Here is a 23784-nt window from a genome sequence, read left to right on the forward strand (position 1 = left end):
ACATGACCACTCATTCCTGCGTCTCCGCCGACGAGATCCGCGACCGCTTCTCCAAGGCCATGTCGGCCATGTACCAGGCCGAGGTGCCCCAGTACGAGGCCCTGCTGGCGCTGGTCGACGAGGTGAACCGCGAGACCCTGACGCGCGATCCGGCCCTGGCCGAGCGCCTCGAGGCCTTTGACGAGCTGGGCCGCCTCGGCGTCGAGCGCCACGGCGCCATCCGCGTCGGCAGCGCCGAGGAGCTTTCCATGCTGCGCCGGCTGTTCGCGGTGATGGGCATGCATCCGGTGGGCTACTACGACCTCGCCGAGGCCGGCGTGCCGGTGCACTCCACCGCCTTCCGGCCGGTCGACGACGCGGCGCTGGCGCGCAATCCCTTCCGCCTCTTCACCTCGCTGCTGCGCCTGGAGCTGATCGAGAGCGCCGAACTGCGCGAGCGGGCCGCGACGATCCTGGCCCAGCGCGACATCTTCACCCCCGAGGCCCGGGAGCTGATCGCGCTGGCCGAGCACCAGGGCGGGCTCACCGACGAGCAGGCCGAGCGCTTCGTCACCGCGGCGCTGGAGACCTTCCGCTGGCACCGCGACGCCACCGTGGATTTGGCCACCTACGAGGCGCTGCACGCCGAGCACCGGCTGATCGCCGACGTGGTCTGCTTCCGCGGGCCGCACATCAACCACCTGACCCCCCGCACCCTGGACATCGACGAGGTCCAGCGACGCATGCCGGCGGCCGGCATGAGCCCCAAGGCGGTGATCGAGGGCCCGCCGCGCCGCGACTGCCCGATCCTGCTGCGCCAGACCAGCTTCAAGGCGCTGGAGGAGGCGATCCGCTTCGCCGGCGATCACCGGGGTACCCACACCGCGCGCTTCGGCGAGATCGAGCAGCGCGGCGTGGCGCTGACCGCCGAGGGCCGGGCGCTCTACGATCGCCTGCTCGCCGCTTCCAGGGAGCGCACCGCCGGGCTCGCCCATGAAGATCATCAGCGGGCCCTGGCCGAGGCCTTCGCCGACTTCCCGGACGACGAGGCCACGCTGCGCCGCCGCGGCCTGGCGTTCTTCGAGTACCGGCTGACCGACGCCGGGCGTGCCTCCGGCCCGGTCGACGCCTCGGACCCCGAGGCGCTGATCGAGCGCGGCCTGGTGGTCGCCCGGCCGATCACCTACGAGGACTTCCTGCCGGTCAGCGCGGCGGGCATCTTTCAGTCGAACCTGGGCGACGGCGGCGGTGAGGCCTACGCCGGCCACGCCAACCGTGCGGCCTTCGAGGCCGACCTGGGCGCGGCGGTGACCGACGAGCTCACCCTCTATGCAGAGCGGGAACGCGCCTCGCTGGCCGCGGTGCGCGAGGCGCTGGCCGGCTAAGCCGCCGGCCCCAACGCGCCCGGTTCCGGCGCCGCCTTGCCTCGCGAGGGCGGCGCTCGGCCATGACGGGGTTCCGCCCATGGACCGGGATCCCGCATGCCGCTGCTGTCTCTCCTCGATACGCTGTCGCCGCTGTCCGGCGGCCTCGACCTCACGCTGATTGATCTCGTCCGGCATCAGTGGACACCCCGTTAAGTCAGTACACTGAACGAGGTGAACCATGGCCAGGCAAGCAACGTCGATGAAGTAGACCCGTACCCGCGACTTCCGGGCCTACAGCCAGCGTCCTGCGGCAAGGCCTACGTGCCAAGACAGCCCGCAAGTTCACGACGAACGGCGGCGACAACGCCTGTGCCGAGAGCGTCTTTCACCGCCTCAAGGTCGAGGCCATTCATGGGATCAAAATCTGAATCGATTAAGATGACCGACCAAATTTTTTCGCCACCTAACAATGAAAGATGACCGCGGCCATATGCATCTATCTATCAAGAATAAAATAAGGGGCGGGGGCAGAGTGTCGATGGAGACATTAACAGCCAGCAACAGGTGTCTTGATGTCGGGCATTTTTTTTGGCATCTCTTCCTCAGAAGCAGGAGCGCTGATGATCTTCTCCAGGCTCTCTATGGTCTTGAAGGTACAAGAGCAAGAAATGCTCTGGCACTGATAATAGGCTTCCTTCATCGTTCTCGTGATATAGCGACTCGTTCTCGTGTGTGCCGAACTTTCGCATACTGGACAGCGCATCATAGTGGGTGCCTTTGTTGGTGATGGAAAAATGCATGATAAGCCGAAGTTTTCTTGTCTATATCAATAAGATAAAGCTTATTCACGCATTTATAATCCAACCCTAACCCAAGCACAACCGGAGCGTGATTTTTCATCAATCACACAACATTTCCCTGTTACCAAAGGGGGGCATGTTGTGTGAGAGGTGGGCAAACATGCTTCCCTTTCGACAAGGAATCGCTCATGTTCTTATGAAGCCTCATTCATCAACATGAGTATTACACAATGTCTATCCAAGATAAGATTCAAACCGCTTCCTGGTCTCGTGCAGATGCACTTAAAGTGACGTTCGATGACCCGACCACGACTCAACCCGAGGTCGGCTATGACTTCCCGGTGCTGGACGACGATCTCTTCATCTGGGATACCATGCCGCTCCGGAACCTGAACGGTGATGTGGTATCAGTCGATGGCTGGTCGATCATCTTCACTCTCACCGCTGATCGTAAGCCCGAAGAGTTTACCTATGAAGATGGTAGTTACGATATTGACTCCGACTGGACGGACCGTCATGGGCGGGCACGCATGTGCTACTGGTACGCTAAGGATAGTAAAAGCTGGATCTTTGGCGGGCGGGTAATGCAAGAAGGCGTTTCCCCGACCACGCGAGAGTGGGCTGGCACGCCTATTTTGCTCAACGACAAAGGTGATATGGAGCTCTACTATACCGCCGTCACCCCCGGGGCGACCATGGCGAAAGTCAAAGGCCGTATCGTCACCACGGAAACGGAAGTCGAGCTGCATGGTTTCGATGATGTAAAAGAGCTCTTCACCGCCGATGGTGTCTACTATCAGACAATGGATCAAAATCCGCTCACCAACTTCCGTGATCCTGCTCCCTTCATTGATCCGAATGACGGCAAGCTGTACATGCTGTTTGAAGGCAATGTGGCCGGCAATATCGGTGAGCATGTCATCACTACCGAAGACATGGGGCATGTTCCGCCTGGCTTCGAGGAGGTCGGCGGTGCCCGTTTCCAGAGTGGTTGTGTTGGCATTGCCGTTGCGACCGACCTGACAGGGGATAACTGGGAGCTCCTCCCGCCGCTGGTCACCGCAGTTGGCGTGAACGACCAGTTGGAGCGTCCGCACTTCGTGTTCAAGGATGGGAGGTACTATCTGTTCACCATCAGTCACCAGTACACCTATTCCGATGGCCTGGATGGCCCTGATGGGGTATATGGCTTTGTTAGTGACTCCTTGTTCGGGCCGTTTGAGCCGCTGAACGGGTCAGGCCTTGTGCTGGGCAACCCCTCTTCCCAGCCGTTCCAGACATACTCGCACTGCGTGATGCCGAATGGCCTTGTGACATCCTTTATCGATAGCGTAGAGAAAGGTGGCAAGACCGAAGACTACCGCATCGGCGGCACTGAGGCGCCGACTTTGGAACTCAAGATCGAAGGAAACAACACCTATGTTGTCAAGGAGTACGACTACGGATTTATTCCTCCGATGGGCAATGTGGTAACCAAATAAGGAAGGCGCGATGTATGGTGGCGGACTCTTTGTCCGCCACCTTATAAAGGGCGGGAAAATGGACATATCGAGTGTGATCGTCGTCGCAAAAGATCTCTTCAAGGGAGATTCACTCCTCACAGGAATGCTGGTCTCTGTCGTCATATCAACATTGAGAGTTGTCTCAAAAGGGGGAGGGAAGCTAGAGGTTTTGCTTGAAGCAATGCTATGTGGCTGTTTGACCTTCGTGTCTTACTCCCTGATGAACTATCTCGGTGTGTCTGATGAGTTGACGGTTACCGTAGGAGGCGTCATAGGGTTCATGGGTGTTCAGAAAGTACGCTTTTTCATAGATAAAGCCATCAGCAGCAAGGTATCATAACCATGCTGCACATAGGCTATGGGATCTTTCTTATCTCCTTTAATCAAGAGGCGGTGGAAATAGCTATTACTTTCAGCTTCTAGTGCGTTATCTTGATCATTCCATGATAGATGCTAGTATCGTGTGGCATGATAAATGTCGACCAATAAGCACATGTGGCAAGCGGACAGTAGGGGTCCAGATATGTTAACAGAGCACTTTGACATAGTTGAAGTTAGGCACTCATCACTTTTGAAGGAAGTCAATGAGCTTTTGAAAGAAGGGTGGAGATTGTTGGGAACGTCACATGGCGTTGATGAGAATAGCTATCCCATTGTCATTTATGCATTGGGCCGGGAGGAATAGTGTAGGGCATGGATACACACCAGGCCGTCTCGAGCTCGCCTCTCACCGGCCTATCGTGGATCTCGCAAGTGCTGTCGATGACAGCCCGGGTGGCCTCTCCCGGCAACAACGAGGTGCCCTGTCCAAGAGCGCTGCGCCTCCTGCAAGCGATCGCCGCGACCGCGGTCGGAGGCCTCCTTACTCTGCGTGGCGACATCTGGCCGTGTTCTGCCACCTGCATCAGGCAAGCCCGCCATAACGTCTCGCGGCTGAATTTCCTGCCGGACGAAAACCGACGAATTCTGCCTCCGTCGTGCAAGACGGCACTCTTCATGATCGATATTTTTTAAGCATGATCATTCACCATCAGATCCAGTAACTCTCATGAGAATGTAGATTTCCCCCAATGTTCGAGCAGCATATCGATGAACAACTGGGCTGTACTGGAAATACTATGCGAGTTGCTTCTCACCAGTCCGATGGTGCGCTGAACGCGTGGCTCAGGAAGCTCACGTGAACACAGGGTGTCATGGTCGGGGCCAGGCATGGTCATTTTGGGCAGGATCGCCACGCCAAGGCCTGATTCGACAAGGCCTAGAGAGGTGGAGAGGTGCTGGACTTCGTAGAAGCTATTCAACCTGATGCCTTCAGCCGAGAGCGTATTGTCCAGTAGCATCCTGTTGCCACTGTCTCTGCTCACGGTGATCAACCTGACCTGTTCGAGGTCGGACCATACGATCTGGTCTTTATCCGCCAGGGGATGATCGGAACGTAGCGCTAGAACGAACGGGTCTTGTAGCAGCGGTGTGAAAGAGACTTCGGGGCTTTGTGCGCTGAACATATTGATGCCGAAGTCGGCTTCACCGCTGATGACTTTCTCCAATCCTTCCTTGGCGCTGACATCGAGGATCTTGATGCGGATTCCCGGCCATGCCTCGCTGAAGCCACGTATCACGCTAGGCAAGAAATAGAACGCTGCGGTGGGGATGCAGGCGATGGTGACCGTTCCCTTCTGGTGGGTGGCCAGCTCACGAATGCCCAGGATCGATGATTCGTACTCCTCGATCATGCGCCTCGCACGGGGAAGGAAGTCCGTTCCGATGGGGGTCAGCCGCGTGCGCCGAGTGGTTCGTGCCAGCAGTTCGACCTCCAGCAGCTCCTCGAGCTTTTGAACTCGTCGGGATAGGGCCGGTTGAGAGAGATGGAGACGTTGTGCGGCCTCGTGGAAGGAGCCCAGCTCTGCGACCAGGATAAAGGCTTGTAAATCAAGGAACTCTAGGCGATGCAGCATATCCTTACTCTTGCATGGAGTAGTGGCTATTGATAACAATAGCACATTAATGCAAAAAGCAAATTATTTGGCGCTTTTATTTGCATTTGAGGCATTAAAGGGGCCCTGACATGCTCATATCACAACTTCCAGACGCGATATGGCATGACGACGATGAACAGCATTCCCTGCATGATCATGCGTGGTGGTACTTCTCGAGGCCCTTTCCTGCGTATGAGAGACCTTCCCGACAGCCAGGAAGAGCAAGCCGAGATCCTTCTCAACCTTATGGGATCGGGTCATGCTCTCCAGATCGATGGCATCGGAGGAGGGGATCCGCTGACCAGCAAGGTCGCCATCGTGGAACGTTCCTCCGATCTCGCGGCGGACGTCGACTACCTGTTTGCCCAAGTCGATGTGCTCAGCCGTCGCGTCGATTTCAATCCGAACTGTGGCAACATGCTGTCCGCGGTGGGGCCGTATGCCATCGAGACGGGACTGGTGGAGGTCCAGGAAGGAACCACTATCGTCCGCGTACGCAATCTCAACACCCAGCGCCTGATCGAGTGCCACGTGCCGACGCCGGGTCGTCAGGTAACCTATGAGGGCGATACGCGTATCAGCGGCGTCCCGGGGGAGGCCGCCGGCATCCAGCTCAGCTTCCTCGATATCGTCGGGACCAAGACCGGTGCGCTGTTGCCGACCGGGCAAGCCAGCGACACGATCGAGGGCATCGAAGTGACCTGTCTCGATGCCGCCACTCCCATCATCATGATCGATGCGGCCGACCTCGGCCTCAGCGGCCAGGAATCACCCGCGGAACTGGATGATCATCGCGCCATGCTGGAGCGGCTGGAGCGGATTCGTCGCGAGGCCGGGCATCGAATGGGCCTGGGGGATGTCAGCCAGAGTGTCCTGCCCAAGCCCGTGTTGGTGTCGGCACCGGCCGATGACACCAGTACGCTGTGCACCCGCTACTTCGTGCCTCACCGCTGCCACAAGGCCATTGCCGTGACGGGAGCCATCGCCGTGGCCACCGCGGTCAGTGTCCCGGGCACCGTGGCCAACCGAATCGCGGTGGAGGCGGGAAGACTGGAGGCCGATGGTCAGCTGCCGCAGGTAAAGCTGGAACATCCCTCCGGGTTCATCGACCTGGATGTCGAGCACCGTTGCGGAAACCCTGTCGACATTGCTCGTGTCTCCCTCATTCGCACCGCCAGGAAGATCATGAGCGGGACCATCTTCTACTCGCTTCCTTCCGCCCCCGGCCCGGATATGCTGACGTCAAAAGCCAGCTGAATGATGGGATCTCCACCATCAACCGCCATGACAACGACAACACGCCAGGAGTAATGCCATGAATATCCAAAAGACTGCGACGGCTTCTCTCTCGTTCAAGCGGCTCAAGAAAGCCGCGTTGCTCGGGCTTGCTATCACCGGCCTGGGCCTCACGACCTCCGCCCAGGCTCAAGACCCTGAAGTGCCCGGTAACATCAAGTGGACCATTCCCTTTGGCGTCGGCGGCGGTACGGATGTCTGGGCACGCTTTTTCTCCCCCTGGCTCAGCGAGTCACTGCCGGGAGAGCCGACCATCATGATCGATAACGTGCCCGGTGGTGGCTCCATCAATGGTGCCAACCTGTTCGCCGTGCGTGCGAAGTCGGATGGTAGCCACTGGTTAGGAACCTCGGCCTCGACGCAATATCCGGCCATGCTGGAGGATCCTCGCGTCCGCTACGACTACAGCGATTGGACGCCCATCCTGGCCACACCGACGGGTGGGGTGGTCTACGCCCAGCCCGATCTCGGCGAGACGGCCGAGACGGCGCTGGACGCTCTGCTGGCACAGCCGGTCAAGCTGGCGGCGCAGAACCCCACCGGCGTCGAGCTGCCGGTACTGATCGCCCTGGATATGCTGGGCGCCGACGTTCAGGCCGTGTTCGGCATGCGCAGCCGGGGGGAAGGACGCCTGGCATTCGAGCGTGGTGAAGCCGACATCGACTTCCAGACCACCTCCGCCTATCTGAGCAACGTCACGCCGCTGGTGGAGGCCGGCAAAGCGGTGCCGCTGTTCTCGCTTGGGGCGCTGAACGATGAAGGCGAGATCGTCCGCGACCCGGCGTTCCCTGATCTACCCACCTTCAATGAGGTCTACCAGGCTCGGCATGGCGAGGCACCGACGGGCAATGAGTACCAGGCGTTCCGCAAGTTCTTTGCCTCCGGCTATGCCCTGCAGAAGCTGATCATGGTGCCGAAGGACACCCCCCAGGCCCTGATCGAGACCTATCGCCAGGCGGCCCGTGACTTCGTGGGCACCGACGCGTTCAAGGAAGATGCCGCGGCGCAGCTTGGCCCCTATACGCCGGTCATCGGCGAGACCGTCCAGCGCCACCTTGAAGATGCCATGTCCATCGATGACGCAACGCGCGACTGGCTGGCCGACTGGCTGCAGTCGGAGCACGGCGCCAAGATCTGACCCGCAGTGGATTCTGCCGGCCCATGAGGGCCGGCAACCCTGGCTCCTCTCGATCACACAATACAAGAGCCATACGCCATGCTCGATATCCTTCTCTCCAGCCTGGGGCAGCTCTTCACCCTGTCCCATCTGCTCTTCATGATGCTGGGCGTGCTGGTCGGCCTCGTCGTCGGCATCATCCCCGGTCTCGGGGGCATCGCCGGCATGTCGCTGCTGTTGCCCTTCCTCTATGGCATGGAACCGACGGTAGCCCTTGGCATGCTGATGGGCCTGGTCGCCGTGATCCCCACCGGTGATACCTTCGCCTCCGTGCTGCTGGGTATCCCCGGCTCCAGCGCTTCCCAGGCGACCGTCATCGATGGTTTCTCGCTGGCCAAGCGCGGCCAGGCCGCACGCGCGCTGTCCAGCGCCTTCCTGTCCTCGATGATCGGGGGCATTATCGGTGCCGTCGTGTTGACGGGGTTTATCCTGATCGCCCGTCCGCTGGTGCTGTCGTTCTCATCCTCCGAGCTCTTCATGCTGACCCTGCTCGGCCTGTCGATGGTGGCCGTTCTCTCCGGACGTGACCTCTTCAAGGGGCTGGCCGCCTGCGGCCTGGGCCTGCTGGTGGGCGCCATCGGCATGGCACCGGCCACCGGTGAATTTCGCATGAATTTCGGGCTCGACTATCTCTACGATGGCCTGCCGCTGGTGGTGGTGGGGCTCGGGATCTTCGCTCTCCCCGAGATCGTTGACCTTCTGGTCAAGCGGGGGGCCATCGCCGAAGAGCCATGCAATCTTGGCGAAGGTTGGCGCAATGGCATCCGCGATGTCCGTGAACAGCGTGGTCTCGTGGCGCGCTGTGCCGCTATCGGTAGCCTGATCGGCACCATTCCAGGCCTGGCCGGCTCGGTGGTCGACTGGCTGACCTATGGCCATGCCGTGCAAAGCGCCAAGGACAAGTCCGAATTCGGCAAGGGGGATATCCGTGGTGTCATCGCCCCCGAATCCGCCAACAATGCCTGCGCCTGTGGCGCCATGGTCCCGACCCTGTTGTTCGGCGTGCCGGGCTCGGGCACGGCCGCGGTGTTCCTGGGCGGGCTGTTGTTGCTCGGGCTGCAGCCCGGCGTCGGCATGATCGAGACCCACCTCGACCTGACCTACACCATCATCTGGTCGCTGGCCCTGGCCAACATCCTGGGGGCCGCGCTCTGCCTGGTGCTGGCTCGTCCGGTGGCTAGCCTGACCCGGGTACCCTTCGCCACGCTGGCCCCCTTGATCACGGTGCTGATCATGTTCGCCGCCTTTCAGGCCACGCGCTCCGCGGGTGACCTGCTCGCCCTGGGGGCGGTCGGCGTCCTGGGGGTCCTGTTCAAGCAGGCAAACTGGTCGCGCCCGGCCTTCCTGATCGGTTTCGTGCTGGCCCCGGGAGCGGAGGGCTATTTCTACCAGGCGGTGCAGTTCCAGGGCATGGACGCCTTCATGCGCCCCGGCGTATTGATCATCGGTGCGTTGATCCTGGCCGCCATGTTCATTCCCATGCTGACCGGTGCATGGCGCAAGCGTCGCCAGGCCTCCACGGTCGGCGCCGCCGCCACGGTCCGCCCCGAACCTCCCACCCTGGGTAGCATCGACGTGGTGCTCTTCGTCGCCCTGCTGGGTACGGCTATCGTGGCATGGATCGAGATGGCCGACCTGAGCTTGATCGGCGGCATCATGCCGCGGCTGGCCATCGCGATTCTCGGCGTTTCCTGCTTGATGGAGATCGCCCGCTGCCTGGTGCGCCGCCCCCAGTGGCAGCATCAAGTCATCGGCCTGCATGGCCTCTGGCTGGTGGGCTTCTTTGCCCTGGTAGGTGCCATACTGCTATTCGGCTTCATCACTGCGGCGACGTTGTTCAGCCTCGTTTTCCTGCTGGCCATTGCGCGTCTCAAGCCTTGGGTGGCGGTTTCCATGTCGCTCGGGGTCACGGCCTTCCTGGTGGGCATGGCCGAATTCCTGACGCTGACCTATCCGAGTGGGCTGATCGACCCCTGGCTGTTCGGTTGACCACGTCCTGTCTGACACGTTTACCGTGGGCCGGCGACCATCCGCGTTGCCGGCCCGCGCCACGAAAGGAGCCCCCATGAGCACTTCGTCCCTACCGGAGACGCTGCAGACCCTCGACGCCGCCGGCACCACCTTCCACTACCATAGCCTGCCCAAGGCCGCCGAGACGCTGGGCGACATCGAGCGCTTGCCGATGACGCTGAAGATCCTGCTCGAGAACCAGCTGCGCTTCGCCGATCAGGAAGGCGTCGAGCGCGAGGACATGCAGGCGCTGGTCGACTGGCAGAAGACCGCCTCGTCCGATCGCGAGATCGGCTACCGCCCGGCCCGGGTGCTGATGCAGGACTTCACCGGCGTGCCCGGCGTGGTCGACCTGGCCTCGATGCGCGCCGCGGTCGAGACCCTCGGCGAGCAGCCCTCGCGCATCAACCCGCTGTCGCCGGTGGACCTGGTGATCGACCACTCGGTGATGGTCGACCACTTCGGCGATCCCAGCGCCTTCAAGGACAACGTCGCCATCGAGATGGAGCGCAACCGCGAACGCTACGAGTTCCTGCGCTGGGGCCAGCAGGCCTTCGACAACTTCCGCGTGGTGCCGCCGGGCACCGGCATCTGCCACCAGGTCAACCTCGAGTACCTGGGCAAGACGGTGTGGACCAAGGAGGAGGACGGCAAGACCTTCGCCTATCCCGACACCCTGGTCGGCACCGACTCCCACACCACCATGATCAACGGCCTGGGCGTGCTCGGCTGGGGCGTCGGCGGCATCGAGGCCGAGGCGGCCATGCTCGGCCAGCCGGTGTCGATGCTGATCCCCGAGGTGGTGGGCTTCAAGCTCACCGGCAAGCTGCGCGAGGGCATCACCGCCACCGACCTGGTGCTGACGGTGACCCAGATGCTGCGCAGCCGCGGCGTGGTCGGCAAGTTCGTCGAGTTCTACGGCGACGGCCTCAAGGACCTGCCGCTGGCCGACCGCGCCACCATCGCCAACATGGCCCCGGAATACGGCGCCACCTGCGGCTTCTTCCCGGTCGACGACGAGACCCTCACCTACATGCGCCTGACCGGCCGCGACGAGGAGCAGATCGCCCTGGTCGAGGCCTACTGCAAGGCCCAGGGCCTGTGGCGCGAACCCGGCGCCGAGCCGGTCTTCAGCGATACCCTCGAGCTCGACATGGGCGACGTCGAGGCCAGCCTGGCCGGCCCCAAGCGGCCCCAGGACCGCGTCAACCTGGCCGACATGCCGACGGCCTTCGCCAAGGTGATGGAAGACGACGGCAAGCCGCTCGAGGCGCCCTCCGAGAAGGGCAAGCTGATGTCCGAGGGCGGCCAGACCGCGGTCGGCGTCGAGGAGAGCTACGAGCACCACGACAGCCAGCAGGTCGACCTCGAGGGCGAGGCCTTCCGCCTCGACCCCGGCGCGGTGGTGATCGCCGCCATCACCTCCTGCACCAACACCTCCAACCCCAGCGTGATGATGGCCGCCGGCCTGCTGGCGCGTAACGCCCGGGAGCGCGGCCTCGACACCAAGCCCTGGGTCAAGACCTCGCTGGCCCCCGGCTCCAAGGTGGTCACCGACTACCTGGCCGCCGGCGGCGTGCAGGACGACCTCGACGCCCTGGGCTTCAACCTGGTCGGCTACGGCTGCACCACCTGCATCGGCAACTCCGGCCCGCTGCCCGGCCCGATCGAGCAGGCCATCACCGACGGCGACCTGACCGTGGCCTCGGTGCTGTCCGGCAACCGCAACTTCGAGGGCCGCGTCCATCCCCAGGTGAAGACCAACTGGCTGGCCTCGCCGCCCCTGGTGGTGGCCTATGCCCTGGCCGGCAACGTGCGCAAGGACCTGGCCCGCGACCCGCTGGGCATCGACCGCGACGGCAAGCCGGTCTACCTGCAGGACATCTGGCCCTCCCAGGCCGAGATCGCCGAGGCGGTGGAGAAGGTCCGCACCGAGATGTACCGCAAGGAGTACGCCGAGGTGTTCGAGGGCGACGAGGTGTGGAAGGCCATCGACGTCCCCGAGAGCGAGGTGTACCAGTGGGACGAGGCCTCCACCTACATCCAGCACCCGCCGTTCTTCGACGGCATGGGCCGCGACCCCGCCCCCACCGAGGACGTCCACCGCGCCCACGTGCTGGCCATGCTCGGCGACTCGGTGACCACCGACCACATCTCGCCGGCCGGCGCCATCAAGCCCGACAGCCCGGCGGGCCGCTACCTGCAGGAGCGCGGCGTCAAGCCGGTGGACTTCAACTCCTACGGCTCGCGGCGCGGCAACCACGAGATCATGATGCGCGGCACCTTCGCCAACGTGCGCATCAAGAACGAGATGCTCGACGGCGTGGTCGGCGGCGAGACCCGCCACGTGCCCTCCGGCCAGCAGATGGCCATCTATGACGCGGCCATGCAGTACCAGCAGGAAGGCACGCCCCTGGTGGTGATCGCCGGCAAGGAATACGGCACCGGCTCCTCCCGCGACTGGGCCGCCAAGGGCACCCGGCTGCTCGGCGTGCGCGCCGTGCTGGCGGAGTCCTACGAGCGTATCCACCGCTCCAACCTGATCGGCATGGGCGTGGTGCCGCTGCAGTTCCCCGAGGGCGAGACCCGCGAGACCCTGGGCCTGACCGGCGACGAGCGCGTCTCCATCAAGGGCCTCGACGATCTCGCCCCGGGCGGCAGGGTCGAGGTGACCATCGAGAGCGACAAGGGCGAGCAGACCCTCGAGGCGCTGTGCCGCATCGACACCGCCAACGAGCTGGAGTACTACCGCCATGGCGGCATCCTGCACTACGTGCTGCGCAAGATGATCGGCGCAGCCTGATTGGGGTATCCCCAGGCACTTTGGGAGTGACAGGCCCCGCCGGGGGGTACCGGCGGGGCTTCGACGATCTCTTCCGGCTGGTGCTGACGCTGCTCTCGCTGCGGCTGGTCTGGCTCGGCGTTTCGCGCCTCTGGGGTAGCTGAGCGGAGACTCCGAGAGGGCGACCCGAGCCGGGCGCACGGCTCCCCACGTTGAAAGGCGTTCCCGCAAGGTGCCGCCATCCTCGGCGGACTTGGCGTATCTTGAAGGCAGTGCCGGCACCTCGTCGGCCCCCGACTCGCCGCTGCCGAGGCCGCCCATGCGCCGTTCCTTCTCCCTTCGCGCGCTGACCGCCGTGTCGATCGTCGGCCTGATGCTGATCGTGGCCGGGGTGCTGCTGTGGCACGGCGTCCGCGGTGCCGACAAGATGATGGTCCGCGCCGTGGAGGACACCGGCCGTCAGCTGGCCGTGACCACCGAGGAGCGGGCGCGGCGGCTGATCGACCCGGCCCGGGTGGTGGTGGCGCTGCTGGCCCAGGACGATCTGGCGTCGCGCCAGCGGCTCGTCGATCGCCTGCGCCATCTGCCGCTGCTGGCCGCCTCGCTGGAGGTGCACTCGGCGGCCAGCGCCGTCTACGTGGGCTACGAAGACGGCGACTTCCTGCTGCTGCGCCCGGCCGGGCGGGTGCCGGACGAGCGGCTGCCCGAGGTGCCCGAGGCCGACGAGGCGGTGTATCTGGTGCAGGCGGTCGATCGCGATGCCGGCGGCAACGTCCAGGCCGAATGGCGGCTCTACGATCGCGACCTGAACCTGCTCGGCCGGCGGCTCCAGCCGGGCGACGCCTTCGACCCTCGGGAGCGTCCCTGGTACCGGCGGGCGATGGCGGCCAGCGGCCCCTGGCTGACCGAGCCCTATGCCTTGTTCACCACCCGCGAGATCGGCATCACCCTGGCCCGGCGCAGCCGCGACGGTCGGTCGGTGGTGGGGCTGGATGCCTCGCTGGCCGATCTCGGCAGCGAAATGGACGCGCTGGGCATCACGCCCGGCACCCGGCTGGCGGTGGTGTCCCGCGACGGCCGGCTGCTGGCGCATCCCGACGTGGAGACGCTGCTCGCCGCGCCTGGCGGATCGCCGCGGCTGGCGACGCTGGACGAGCTCGACGATCCGGTGCTGCGGCGGCTCGGCCACCTGACCCGGGACGAGGGTGCCTCGCTGGGCGCCGCGGCCCCGGGAGAGGCGGCCTCCGGCGACGACGCCTTCGGCGCCTCCGCCAGCTTCCGGGTCGACGGCGAGGACTGGTTCGGCATGCGCCTGCCGTTCCGCATCCCCGGCGTGGAGCCGGCCACGCTGCTGATGGTGGTGCCGGAGCGCGAGCTGCTCGCCGGCACCCGCGAGCTGCTGTGGCAGCGTTCGCTGGTGGCCGTGCTGCTGGCCCTGGCGCTGCTGCCGCTGGGCGTGTGGGTCGGGCATCGGCTCAGCCGCCCGCTGAACGCCCTGGCCGAGCAGGTCCGGGCGCTGGGCGACTTCGACTTCTCGGCCTGCCGCGGGGTGCGCTCGCCGGTGCGCGAGGTGCAGCAGCTGAGCGGCGCCCTGACGGGCATGGCCGAGGGCATCGCGGGCTTCCAGCGCATGACCCGCACGCTGAGCCGCGAGCCGCGGCTGGACACGCTGCTCGCCACCGTGCTCGAGGACCTGCTGAACATCACCGACAGTCGTCACGGCGCCATCTATCTCGAGGACGAAAACGACGCCACCCGCTTCGTCTGCGAGGCCGAGCGGGGCCAGGGCGATCCCGACGATCCGCTGCCGGCGTGCCTGACCCTGAAGGCCCCCGAGGAGGGCGGCATGGCGGCGCTGGAGCGCCGGGCCGCGGCCAGCGGCTATCTGGTGCAGCCGCTGTGCAATCGCAGCGGCCATCGCATGGGGCTGCTGGTGCTGGCGCTGCGCGAGTCGGGGCAGGGCGGCGATCGCTCCTGGCGGCGCTTCGTCGAGGAGCTCTCCGGCGCGGCGGCGGTGGCGATCGAGACCCGTCGACTGCTGGAGGGCGAGAAGCGCCTGCTGGATGCCATCGTCGAGCTGATCGCCGGCGCCACCGACGCCAAGTCGGCGCATACCGGCGGCCACTGCTCGCGGGTGCCGCAGCTGGCCGAGATGCTGCTGGAGGGCGCCCATCGCATGACCACCGGCCCCTTCGCCGACGAGACGCTGGACGACGAGCGCCGCACCGCCTTCCACCTGGCGGCCTGGCTGCACGACTGCGGCAAGCTGACCACGCCCGACGAGGTCATGGAGAAGGCCACCAAGCTGGAGACCCGCTACAACCGCATCCACGAGATCCGCACCCGCTTCGAGGTGCTGTGGCGCGACGCCGACGTCGCCTACTGGCGCGGGCTGGCCGAGGGCGGCGACGAGCCCACGCTGGCCGCGGCGCGCCGGCGCCGGCAGGCCGAACTGCAGGAGGCCTTTGGGCGGGTGGCCGAGCTCAACCGCGGCGGCCAGGCGGTCGATGCGGACGGCCTGGCGCGGCTCGAGGCGATCGCCGACTGGCGCTGGTGGCGCCACTTCGACGACCGGCTCGGCGTGTCCGAGGAGGAGGCCGCACGATTGGCCCGCGAGCCCGAAGCCCCGCTCCCCGCCGAGGAGCGGCTGCTGGCCGACCGCCCCCGGCATCGCCTCGACTGGGCCGTCGCGCCGCCGCCGGTGGCCGAGGACGACCCGCGCAACCGCTGGGGCTTCGCCATGCAGCCGCCGGAGGTGGCCGGCGACCAGGGCGAGCTCTACAACCTGCGGGTGGCGCGCGGCACGCTCAACGACATCGAGCGCTTCCGCATCCAGGAGCACATCGTCCAGACCGTCATGATGCTCGAGTCGCTGCCCTGGCCGGCGCACCTGCGGCGGGTGCCGACCATCGCCGGCAACCATCACGAACGCATGGACGGCCAGGGCTATCCGCGCCGGCTGGTGCTGGCCGAGGCCAGCCTGGAGGAGCGCATCATGGCGGTGGCCGATGTCTTCGAGGCGCTGACCGCCGCCGACCGGCCCTACAAGCCGGGCCTGACGCTGTCGCGCTCGCTGTCGATCCTGGCCGGCATGGCCCGCGACGGCCATCTGGACCCCGATGTCTTTGCCCTGCTGCTCGAAAGCGGCGTGTGGCGCGACTATGCCGCACGCTTCCTGGCCGCGGCGCAGATCGACGAGGTGGACATCGAAGCGCTCAAGCACGAGGCTGGATGTCCGACAACGAAAAGTGGAAATGGCGCTGCGGGCCGCGTTTCGTCCTGTACAGGGCAGGCCCCTAGGTCATAATGCACTTATAAAGCGCGTCATTTTTCAGGGGAACACCGATGCTGCCGACTCAGATTTCCGGCTGGCGAGCGAGTCTGCTTGCCGTCCTCGTCATGGTCAGCCTGCTGCTGGCACCGCTCGCCCAGGCCGAGAACCCTCGCTACGCGGGGATCGTCATCGACGCCGATACCCACGAGATCCTCTACGCCGAGAACGCCGATGCGCCGCGTTTCCCGGCCTCGCTGACCAAGATGATGACCCTCTACCTGCTGTTCGAGGCCATCGAGGGGCGCAGCATGAGCCTGGGGCAGCCGCTGCCGGTCTCGCAGGCGGCCGCGGCCATGCCGGCCACCAAGCTCTACCTCAAGCCGGGCGACAGCATCCCGGTGGAGACCGCCATCGAATCGCTGGTGGTGCGCTCGGCCAATGACGTGGCGGTGGTCATCGCCGAGGCGCTGGGCGGCAGCGAGCGTCACTTCGCGCGGATGATGACCGAGCGCGCCCGCGAGCTCGGCATGGGCCGTACCACCTTCCGCAACGCCTCCGGCCTGCCGGACGACGCCCAGGTCACCACCGCCCGCGACATGGCCGTGCTGGCGCGTCGGCTGATGCTCGACTTCCCGCAGTACTATCACTACTTCTCGCTGCAGGACTTCACCTGGCGCGGCAACACCTACCGCGGCCACAACCGCCTGCTGGCCAACTACCCGGGCGCCGACGGCCTCAAGACCGGTTTCATCCGCGCCTCCGGCTTCAACGTCGCCACCTCGGCGGTGCACGACGGCCGGCGCATGCTCTCGGTGGTGATGGGCGGCTTCACCGCGGCCTCCCGCGATGAGCACATGGCCGACCTGCTGAATCGCGGCTTCGCCCGCGCCGCCCTGGCCGACGGCCACGGCTGGCTGGCCCGCACCGAGATCGCCGACGAGCGGCTGATGCCGCTGCCGGGCCGCACCCTGCCGCCGGCCGGGCAGATGCTGGCGAGCCGCGACACTGCCGCGCCGGCCGCGACGTCGGCCGCCGCCCAAGCGCCCGAACCGGCCCCGACGCCGGCGGCCAGCGAGCCGGCCAGCGCCGCCGCGCCGGGGCCGGTGGTGCAGGACGCCGCCGCGCCCTCGCCGGACGAGACGATCGTGGCCTCGGCACCGAGCGCCGACGCGCCCATCGGCGGCTCGGCCGAGGCGGATCCGCTGACCGCACTGATCGACCGCGACGAGCGGGCCGGCGGCCGCTGGGGCGTGCAGGTCGGTGCCTTCAGCGACGCCGATCACGCCCGTCGCCTGGCCGACCGCGCCGCCGACCAGCTGGCCGCCGAGCTGGACGAGGCGCGGGTCGATGTGCCCTGGGCGGAGAGCGCCGGCGTCTACCGGGCGCGTCTGGTCGACCTGGGCGAAAGCCAGGCCCGCAGCGCCTGCCAGCGCCTGCAGTCGCAGGGCATGGACTGCATGGTGGTGCAGGCCTCGCTCTGAGGCGTTCCCGCCGACACGCCGCCCGGCGTTGCCTCGGTCGCGCGAATCGCCTAGCGTAGAGACATCACCCCGTCGGTCCCGCCGACGGGGTGATTTTTTCTTCACTCTGCGCAGGGAGGCCGCGCATGACATCCTCGCTGAAAGGCATCCTGTTCATGTGCGGCGGCGTGCTGTGCCTGGCGCTGGGCGATGCCGTCACCAAGTGGCTGGGTGCGGTGCATTCGCCGCTGCAGATCATCTTCTTCCGCACCCTGGTGTCGCTGCCGCTGATCGTGCTGATCGCGCGCGTCAGCGGCGGCCTGCGCACCCTCGGCACGCGGCGTCCGGGCGTGCACCTGCTGCGCGGCCTGATCTTCACCGCCACCATGATCACCTTCATGTGGGGCCTGGTGCTGCTGCCGCTGGCCACCGCCACGGCGATCGCCTTCGCCGCGCCGCTGTTCGTGACGCTGCTCTCGGTGCCGCTGCTCGGCGAGCGGGTCGACCGTCCGACCTGGCTGGCCACGCTGCTCGGCTTCGCCGGCGTGCTGGTGGTGGTGCGGCCCGGCGCCGCCGGTTTCCAGCCCGCCATGCTGGTGGTGGTCGCCGCGGCGCTGTTCTATGCCCTGACCATGATCACGGCACGCCGCTACGGCGAGGGGGAGCACCTCTGGGCCATGGTCTTCTATACCACCCTGGTGCCCTGCCTGGCCGCCTCCCTGACCCTGCCCTGGGTCTGGCAGACGCCGGCGCCGATCCACTGGCTGGGCTTCCTGGGCGCCGGCGTGCTCGGCGTCGGCGCCATGGTGGGCCTGACCCAGGCCTTCCGCTACGCCCCGGCGGCCATCGCCGCGCCCTTCGACTACACGGCGCTGCTGTGGGCGACCCTGCTGGGCTGGGGCTTCTGGGGCGAGATGCCGGACCCCTGGGTGTTCGCCGGCGGCAGCCTGATCATCGTCAGCGGCCTGGCCATCGCCTATCAGGAACGGCGCGTCAGCCTGAACCGTCGACCCACCCACTGAGGCGCCGACGCAAGCGGCCCCGCACCGGATGGCGCGGGGCCGCAATCCGGGCCATGCTGGTGGGGATGATCGCGGTGGATCTCGCAGCTCATGATGACCTCCTTGGGGGTATCATCTCGTCGAGGCCAGGCGTCACGGTGCTCAGGGCCGCCATGGTGTCATGCCAAGCCTTCACGTCATGATCTCATGCTAGTCCCCGCCCGGCGTTTTTCCAGCCGCTGGGGTTGGCGAACCGCCGACGCAACGAGCTACCATGCCCGCATCGAGCACGGCCCAGGCGGCCGCGTCCTTCCCCATGACCTGCAGGAGCCGACATGCCCCTACTCGACAGCTTTACCGTGGACCACACCATCATGAGCGCCCCCGCGGTGCGCGTCGCCAAGACCATGCGCTCCCCCTCGGGCGATACCATCACCGTCTTCGACCTGCGCTTCAACAAGCCCAACGAGGACCTGATGAGCGAGAAGGGGGTTCACACCCTGGAGCACCTGTTTGCCGGCTTCATGCGCCAGCACCTGAACGGCGACGGCGTCGAGATCATCGATATCTCGCCCATGGGCTGTCGCACCGGTTTCTACATGAGCCTGCTGGGCAGCCCGAGCGAGCAGAGCGTTGCCGAGGCTTGGCAGGCCGCCATGCACGATGTGCTGAACGTCGAGCGCATGGAGGAGATTCCCGAGCTCAACGAGCATCAGTGTGGTACCTACCTGATGCACTCCCTGGAGGAGGCGCAGGAGATCGCCCGGGGCATCATCGACCAGGGCATCGGGGTCAACCGGAACGACGACCTGGCCCTCAGCCCCGAGAAGCTCAAGACGCTCGGCAACGACCTGGGCTGAGTGCCTCGCCGTCCGCCGCGCTCAAGGGGGCGCGGCGGCAGCAATGATCCCCCCACCTTCCGCGCCACGCTCGGCGACAGCATCAGACGCCTCCGCCAAGCGGCGGGGGCGTCGTCGGTGTGTCTCCAGCATCGGGCTGGATCGGACCGCGTCTTCGAAACCGCGGCATGAGCCAGCCGATGGCGCCCCTGCCGCGTCGAGGCTGACGGACCCCCTAGCCCGTCGCGGTTGCGGCAGAAAAGCGCCGCGCGGCGGCCTCCGGGTCCGGGGTGCCGCAGATCGCCGAGACCACCGCCAGGCCGTCGGCACCGGCGCGGCGCACCGCCTCGATGTGCTCGACCTTGAGCCCGCCGATCGCCACCGTGGGCAGCGGGCTGGCCGCGGCCAACGCCGCCAGGCCGTCGACGCCCAGCGGCGCGGCGTGGTCCTGCTTGGTGGCCGTGGCGAACACCGGGCCGAGACCCAGGTAGTCGAGGCGTCCGGCGTCCAGCCGGGCCAGCTGTTCGTGGGTCTGCACCGAGAGGCCGAGGATGGCGTCCGGGCCCAGCGCGGCGCGGGCATCGGCGACCTCGCCGTCGTCCTGGCCGATGTGCAGGCCGTCGGCCCGGCTGGCCAGCGCGACCTCGAGGCGGTCGTTGATGATCAGCGGCACGCCGCTGCCGGCCAGCGCGGCCTTCAGGCGGCGGGCCAGCGGGATCATCTCGGCGTCGCTGGCGTGCTTGTCGCGCAGCTGGACGACGCTCACGCCGCCGCGCACCGCGGCCAGCACGGTCTGCTCGACGCCATGGGCGGCGCACAGCTCGGGGTCGGTGACCAGGTAGAGGGACAGATCAAGGCGCATCGGTGAGCTCCAGGCGGTCGGCCAGCGGCGTGGATGGGGAAGGGGAGAGCGTGTCGGGATCCAGGGCGTAGAGGGCGTCGAGGAAGGCCACGGCGAAGCTGCCGGGGCCGGCGGCGCTCTCGGCGGCGCTTTCTCCGGCCGCGGCGTAGGCGGCCAGCGCCGCCACCGTGGCCGCGAACGGGTCCTCGGCGCCGGCCAGGAAGGCGCCCACCACGCCGGTCAGGGCGCAGCCCATGGTGGTGACGCGGGGCATCAGCGCATGGCCGCCGGCGACCCGCGCCAGGCGCCGGCCGTCGGTGACCAGGTCGACCTCGCCGGTGACCGCCACCACGGCGCCGCTCTCGCGGGCCAGCGCCACGGCGGCGCGCTCGGCGCTGTCGGCGCTGTCGGTGCTGTCCACGCCGCGCCCGCCGCCGCCCTGCCGGGCCAGCGCCAGGATCTCCGAGGCGTTGCCGCGGATCGCGGTCGGCCCCAGCGCCAGCAGCCGGGCCCCGGCCTCGCGACGAAAGCCGGTGGCGCCCACCGCCACCGGGTCGAGCACCCAGGGCGTGCCGGCGCCATTGGCGGCGCGGGCGGCGTCGACCATGGCATCGAGCCAGTGGGGCGAGAGGGTGCCGATGTTCAGCGTCAGGGCGGCGGCCAGGCCGGCGAACTCGGCGGCCTCCTCGCGAGCGTGGACCATGGCGGGCGAGGCGCCCAGCGCCAGCAGCGCGTTGGCCATGAAGTTCATCGCCACGTGGTTGGTGATGTTGTGAACCAGCGGGGTGGTGCGGCGCACGCGCGCCAGATGCGGCGCGGGATCGAGGGAATGCATCGGGCCTCCTGGCGACGGGAGGCGCGGCCGCGAAGTGAGCCGGCACGACTCCCTCCGCCGGCATTATCCGGGTCAGGTGGTGAGGGTGCCTCTCAGCCGTGGCGGATCACCGCCACGGCGCCCCTGTCGTCGGGCCTCACTATCGCCCTTCGCCCGAGGCATGTAAAGCCGGCGGGCGTCGCGTCAGGCGGCCAGCTGGAGCACGATCAGGGTCAGCAGGCTGGCCTGGGCGACGGTCTGCAGATCGGCGGTCATGCCGCTGTCTTCCTCCTCGGGTTCGAGGTGGGAGTCGGCGTTCAGGGAGCGCAGCAGCAAGGCGCCGCCGGCGGCCAGGGCGATCAGCGCCAGCGGCAGGCTGCCCACGCTCCAGGGGCCGATCAGCCATTCGATGGCGAGCAGCAGCGCGCCGCCGAGGGCCAGCCACAGCGGGCGGCGCAGGGCGGCGTCGAGGGAGGGGGAGGCAATGGCGGTCATGGCGGGCTCCTGTCCGGGTTGTCGTTGTCCGATCGATGTCACCACGGTAGCGGCCTTGGCTTACCGTCGGCTTAAGCGACGATAAGGGCCGGGCATGACGATGCCATGTCAGGCGCGGGGCAGCCAGACCCGCACGCGCAGCCCGCCACCGGGGGCGTCGCCCAGCGTCAGGCGGCCACCATGGCGCTGCACCAGCCGGTCGACGATGGAGAGCCCGAGGCCGGCGCCGGCCCCCGAGCCGCCGCGGTGGAAGCGCGCCAGCGCCTGCTGGCGGCTCGCCTCGGGGATGCCGGGGCCGCTGTCGTCCACCTGCAGCATCAGCGCCCGGGCCTGGGCCGTCAGCGCCACATCGATGCGGCTGCCGGCGGGGGAGTGGCGGATGGCGTTGCCGACCAGGTTCTTGATCAGGGTGGTGACGGCGCCGGGCTCGGTGGTCAGGGTCCAGTCGGCGTCGTCGGCCTCCAGGTGCAGGCTCTGGCCGTGGTCGGTGGCCAGCGGCATCAGCTCGGCCAGCGACTCGCGCACCTCGCGCAGCAGATCGATGCGCTGGTCCGGGGCGCCCTCCTGCTCCGGGTCCAGGCGCGCCAGGGTCAGCAGCTGGCCGACCAGCCGGGTGGCGCGGGCCAGGCCGTCGCGCAGCAGGGTCAGCGCCTCGCGCCGATCCGCCGGATCCTCGGTGGCCAGGGCGTTCTGGGCGTGCAGGTCGAGCACCGTCAGCGGGGTGCGCAGCTCGTGGGCGGCGTCGGCGATGAAGCGCTTCTCGCGGGAGCGCAGGGCGCGGATGCGTGCCAGCAGGCCGTTGAGGGCGCCGACGATGGTGGCCAGCTCGCGGGGCAGCGGGTCATCGGGCAGCGGCTTGAGGCGGTGAGGGTCGCGGGCCTCGATCTGGGCGGCCAGCCGCGACAGCGGCCGCAGCCCCCAGCCGATCGCCCACCACAGCAGCGCCCCCAGCGCCGGCAGCCCCAGCAGATCCGGTACCAGGGTGCGCAGGGCGATGCCGCGGACCAGCTCGCCGCGCACGTCGCCGCGCTCGCCGACCAGCACCCGCAGGTCGCCGTCGCCGAGGGCGAAGACGCGCCACTTGTGTCCCTTCAGGGTCTCGTCGCCGTAGCCCGTGCGGCGTTCGGTGAAGGGCGCGGTCGGCGCGCCGGCGGAGCGCAGCAGCAGTCGCTCGCCGCGCCAGGCCTGGAAGGCCACCTTGCCCTCGTAGCGGTGGCCGTCGTCCGTGCCCGGGGCGTCGCGGCGCAGCGCGCCGTCGAGGCTCGCCAGCAGCGCCTCGCGGCGGGCCTCGGGCAGCGGCGCGCGCACCAGGCCCTCCAGCAGCCGGGCCTGCTGGGCCAGGCGGGCGTCGAACAGCTCCTCGACCTCGTGGGCGGCGTCGCGGTAGCTGGTCACGCCGATCGCCAGCATGCACAGCGCCACCACCAGCAGCACGATGCCCAGGGTGCGGCGGCGGATCGAGCTCATGTCTCGTCCGACGCCTTGTCCATGATGTAGCCGATGCCGCGCAGGGTGCGGATCAGCTCGGGCGCCAGCTTCTTGCGCAGGTGGTGGACGTGGACCTCGATGGCGTTGCTCTCGACGTCCTCGTCCCAGCCGTAGAGCAGGCGGGTCAGGGTATCGCGGGTGAAGGCGTGGCCCGGGTGGCTGAGAAACTCCTGCAGCAGGGTGAACTCGCGGCGCGACAGCGTGACCGGCTCGCCCCGGAAGGTGACGCGGCGGTTCTCCGGGTCGAGCACCACGCCGCGGTGGCTGAGCTCGCTGCTGGTCAGCCCCTGGCTGCGGCGCAGCAGGGCGCGCAGCCGGGCCTTGAGCTCGGCGACCTCGAAGGGCTTGGTCAGGTAGTCGTCGGCGCCGGCATCCAGGCCCTGGATGCGTTCCTCGATGCCGTCGCGGGCGGTCAGCACCAGCACCGGCACCCGGTTGCCGGCGCGGCGCAGCCGTTCGAGCAGGCCGATGCCGTCGAGCCGGGGCAGGCCCAGATCGAGAATGACGGCATCGAAGGGCTCCTCGTCGCGCAGGGCGTTGAGGGCTTCGATGCCGTCGTCGAGGATGTCGACGGTGTAGTGCTCGGGCTTCAGCGCCAGGCGAATGCCCGACGCCAGGCTGGGATCGTCCTCCACCAGCAGTATGCGCATGGGCGTTCCTTGTCGGTGCTCCGGTCATGCCGA

19 protein-coding genes and 1 riboswitch are annotated in these 23784 nt (G+C 67.0%); of the genes, 12 read left to right on the forward strand and 7 right to left on the reverse strand.

The window, feature by feature from the left end; genetic code table 11:
• The first annotated feature begins 2 nt into the window (after window positions 1-2).
• Window positions 3-1364, forward strand: a complete 1362-nt coding sequence (locus FIU88_RS00680) for a VOC family protein (protein WP_152477816.1) — start codon at window positions 3-5, stop codon at window positions 1362-1364.
• A gap of 529 nt (window positions 1365-1893) precedes the next feature.
• Here the strand turns inward: FIU88_RS00680 and FIU88_RS00685 are convergent.
• Window positions 1894-2112, reverse strand: coding sequence for an ogr/Delta-like zinc finger family protein (locus FIU88_RS00685; RefSeq protein WP_016854080.1), 219 nt, complete (start codon window positions 2110-2112; stop codon window positions 1894-1896).
• Between the two features lie 264 nt (window positions 2113-2376).
• Here FIU88_RS00685 and FIU88_RS00690 point away from each other — a divergent pair, with 264 nt between their 5' ends.
• From FIU88_RS00690 to FIU88_RS00705, 3 genes are all read left to right on the forward strand, one after another.
• A complete protein-coding gene (locus tag FIU88_RS00690; RefSeq protein ID WP_152477817.1) occupies window positions 2377-3627 on the forward strand; it encodes a glycoside hydrolase family 68 protein in 1251 nt (416 codons plus the stop codon).
• Between the two features lie 10 nt (window positions 3628-3637).
• A complete protein-coding gene (locus tag FIU88_RS00695) occupies window positions 3638-3988 on the forward strand; it encodes a phage holin, lambda family (RefSeq protein ID WP_016854078.1) in 351 nt (116 codons plus the stop codon).
• A 353-nt stretch (window positions 3989-4341) separates the two neighbouring features.
• A complete protein-coding gene (locus FIU88_RS00705; protein WP_152477819.1) occupies window positions 4342-4662 on the forward strand; it encodes a hypothetical protein in 321 nt (106 codons plus the stop codon).
• A gap of 32 nt (window positions 4663-4694) precedes the next feature.
• Here the strand turns inward: FIU88_RS00705 and FIU88_RS00710 are convergent, their stop codons facing one another.
• Entirely contained in the window at window positions 4695-5603 is a 909-nt protein-coding gene (locus FIU88_RS00710; protein ID WP_172977629.1) for a LysR family transcriptional regulator, read from the reverse strand.
• Window positions 5604-5747: 144 nt separating this feature from the next.
• On the opposite strand from FIU88_RS00710, the gene FIU88_RS00715 reads away from it, so the two are divergent.
• The 8 genes from FIU88_RS00715 to luxS all read left to right on the forward strand — a co-directional run bounded on the left by FIU88_RS00715 (window position 5748) and on the right by luxS (window position 19484).
• Complete coding sequence (locus tag FIU88_RS00715; protein WP_216647290.1) at window positions 5748-6881, forward strand: 4-oxalomesaconate tautomerase; 1134 nt, start codon at window positions 5748-5750, stop codon at window positions 6879-6881.
• A 58-nt stretch (window positions 6882-6939) separates the two neighbouring features.
• Complete coding sequence (locus FIU88_RS00720) at window positions 6940-8058, forward strand: tripartite tricarboxylate transporter substrate binding protein (RefSeq protein ID WP_152477820.1); 1119 nt, start codon at window positions 6940-6942, stop codon at window positions 8056-8058.
• Between the two features lie 78 nt (window positions 8059-8136).
• Window positions 8137-10086, forward strand: coding sequence for a tripartite tricarboxylate transporter permease (locus FIU88_RS00725; RefSeq protein WP_152477821.1), 1950 nt, complete (start codon window positions 8137-8139; stop codon window positions 10084-10086).
• A 76-nt stretch (window positions 10087-10162) separates the two neighbouring features.
• On the forward strand, window positions 10163-12910 hold the full coding sequence (acnA, locus tag FIU88_RS00730; protein ID WP_016853435.1) for an aconitate hydratase AcnA: 2748 nt from the start codon (window positions 10163-10165) through the stop codon (window positions 12908-12910).
• 298 nt (window positions 12911-13208) lie between these two features.
• Window positions 13209-16196, forward strand: a complete 2988-nt coding sequence (locus FIU88_RS00735; protein ID WP_152477822.1) for an HD domain-containing phosphohydrolase — start codon at window positions 13209-13211, stop codon at window positions 16194-16196.
• Window positions 16197-16234: 38 nt separating this feature from the next.
• Window positions 16235-17644, forward strand: coding sequence for a D-alanyl-D-alanine carboxypeptidase (locus FIU88_RS00740; RefSeq protein WP_152477823.1), 1410 nt, complete (start codon window positions 16235-16237; stop codon window positions 17642-17644).
• Window positions 17645-17769: 125 nt separating this feature from the next.
• On the forward strand, window positions 17770-18645 hold the full coding sequence (locus tag FIU88_RS00745) for a DMT family transporter (RefSeq protein ID WP_016854072.1): 876 nt from the start codon (window positions 17770-17772) through the stop codon (window positions 18643-18645).
• Between the two features lie 314 nt (window positions 18646-18959).
• Window positions 18960-19484, forward strand: coding sequence for an S-ribosylhomocysteine lyase (luxS, locus tag FIU88_RS00750; protein ID WP_016854070.1), 525 nt, complete (start codon window positions 18960-18962; stop codon window positions 19482-19484).
• 214 nt (window positions 19485-19698) lie between these two features.
• On the opposite strand, the gene thiE is transcribed toward luxS, so the two are convergent.
• The 5 genes from thiE to FIU88_RS00775 all read right to left on the reverse strand — a co-directional run bounded on the left by thiE (window position 19699) and on the right by FIU88_RS00775 (window position 23751).
• On the reverse strand, window positions 19699-20325 hold the full coding sequence (gene thiE, locus FIU88_RS00755) for a thiamine phosphate synthase (RefSeq protein WP_016854069.1): 627 nt from the start codon (window positions 20323-20325) through the stop codon (window positions 19699-19701).
• Window positions 20315-21139 carry a hydroxyethylthiazole kinase gene (thiM, locus tag FIU88_RS00760; protein WP_152477824.1) on the reverse strand — a complete coding sequence of 275 codons (825 nt, stop codon included), beginning with the start codon at window positions 21137-21139 and terminating at the stop codon, window positions 20315-20317. Before thiM ends, thiE begins: the two co-directional genes overlap by 11 nt.
• 32 nt (window positions 21140-21171) lie before the next feature.
• Window positions 21172-21274, reverse strand: a riboswitch (TPP riboswitch).
• Window positions 21275-21322: 48 nt separating this feature from the next.
• Entirely contained in the window at window positions 21323-21613 is a 291-nt protein-coding gene (locus FIU88_RS00765; protein WP_152477825.1) for a hypothetical protein, read from the reverse strand.
• Between the two features lie 108 nt (window positions 21614-21721).
• Window positions 21722-23080 carry an ATP-binding protein gene (locus FIU88_RS00770; RefSeq protein ID WP_152477826.1) on the reverse strand — a complete coding sequence of 453 codons (1359 nt, stop codon included), beginning with the start codon at window positions 23078-23080 and terminating at the stop codon, window positions 21722-21724.
• Complete coding sequence (locus FIU88_RS00775) at window positions 23077-23751, reverse strand: response regulator transcription factor (RefSeq protein ID WP_016854065.1); 675 nt, start codon at window positions 23749-23751, stop codon at window positions 23077-23079. Before FIU88_RS00775 ends, FIU88_RS00770 begins: the two co-directional genes overlap by 4 nt.
• Between the last annotated feature and the right edge of the window lie 33 nt (window positions 23752-23784).

This window comes from Halomonas sp. THAF12 (genome assembly GCF_009363675.1).
Taxonomy (GTDB): domain Bacteria; phylum Pseudomonadota; class Gammaproteobacteria; order Pseudomonadales; family Halomonadaceae; genus Halomonas; species Halomonas smyrnensis.

Bases quoted from the DNA above. Each gene is read 5' to 3' on its own strand.
- thiM (WP_152477824.1), bottom strand. From the start codon at position 21,139: ATGCATTCCCTCGATCCCGCGCCGCATCTGGCGCGCGTGCGCCGCACC.
- acnA (WP_016853435.1), top strand. From the start codon at position 10,163: ATGAGCACTTCGTCCCTACCGGAGACGCTGCAGACCCTCGACGCCGCC.
- FIU88_RS00775 (WP_016854065.1), bottom strand. From the start codon at position 23,751: ATGCGCATACTGCTGGTGGAGGACGATCCCAGCCTGGCGTCGGGCATT.
- FIU88_RS00705 (WP_152477819.1), top strand. From the start codon at position 4,342: ATGGATACACACCAGGCCGTCTCGAGCTCGCCTCTCACCGGCCTATCG.
- FIU88_RS00745 (WP_016854072.1), top strand. From the start codon at position 17,770: ATGACATCCTCGCTGAAAGGCATCCTGTTCATGTGCGGCGGCGTGCTG.
- FIU88_RS00770 (WP_152477826.1), bottom strand. From the start codon at position 23,080: ATGAGCTCGATCCGCCGCCGCACCCTGGGCATCGTGCTGCTGGTGGTG.
- thiE (WP_016854069.1), bottom strand. From the start codon at position 20,325: ATGCGCCTTGATCTGTCCCTCTACCTGGTCACCGACCCCGAGCTGTGC.
- FIU88_RS00690 (WP_152477817.1), top strand. From the start codon at position 2,377: ATGTCTATCCAAGATAAGATTCAAACCGCTTCCTGGTCTCGTGCAGAT.
- FIU88_RS00715 (WP_216647290.1), top strand. From the start codon at position 5,748: ATGACGACGATGAACAGCATTCCCTGCATGATCATGCGTGGTGGTACT.
- FIU88_RS00680 (WP_152477816.1), top strand. From the start codon at position 3: ATGACCACTCATTCCTGCGTCTCCGCCGACGAGATCCGCGACCGCTTC.
- FIU88_RS00735 (WP_152477822.1), top strand. From the start codon at position 13,209: ATGCGCCGTTCCTTCTCCCTTCGCGCGCTGACCGCCGTGTCGATCGTC.
- FIU88_RS00725 (WP_152477821.1), top strand. From the start codon at position 8,137: ATGCTCGATATCCTTCTCTCCAGCCTGGGGCAGCTCTTCACCCTGTCC.
- luxS (WP_016854070.1), top strand. From the start codon at position 18,960: ATGCCCCTACTCGACAGCTTTACCGTGGACCACACCATCATGAGCGCC.
- FIU88_RS00740 (WP_152477823.1), top strand. From the start codon at position 16,235: ATGCTGCCGACTCAGATTTCCGGCTGGCGAGCGAGTCTGCTTGCCGTC.
- FIU88_RS00765 (WP_152477825.1), bottom strand. From the start codon at position 21,613: ATGACCGCCATTGCCTCCCCCTCCCTCGACGCCGCCCTGCGCCGCCCG.
- FIU88_RS00695 (WP_016854078.1), top strand. From the start codon at position 3,638: ATGTATGGTGGCGGACTCTTTGTCCGCCACCTTATAAAGGGCGGGAAA.
- FIU88_RS00710 (WP_172977629.1), bottom strand. From the start codon at position 5,603: ATGCTGCATCGCCTAGAGTTCCTTGATTTACAAGCCTTTATCCTGGTC.
- FIU88_RS00720 (WP_152477820.1), top strand. From the start codon at position 6,940: ATGAATATCCAAAAGACTGCGACGGCTTCTCTCTCGTTCAAGCGGCTC.
- FIU88_RS00685 (WP_016854080.1), bottom strand. From the start codon at position 2,112: ATGATGCGCTGTCCAGTATGCGAAAGTTCGGCACACACGAGAACGAGT.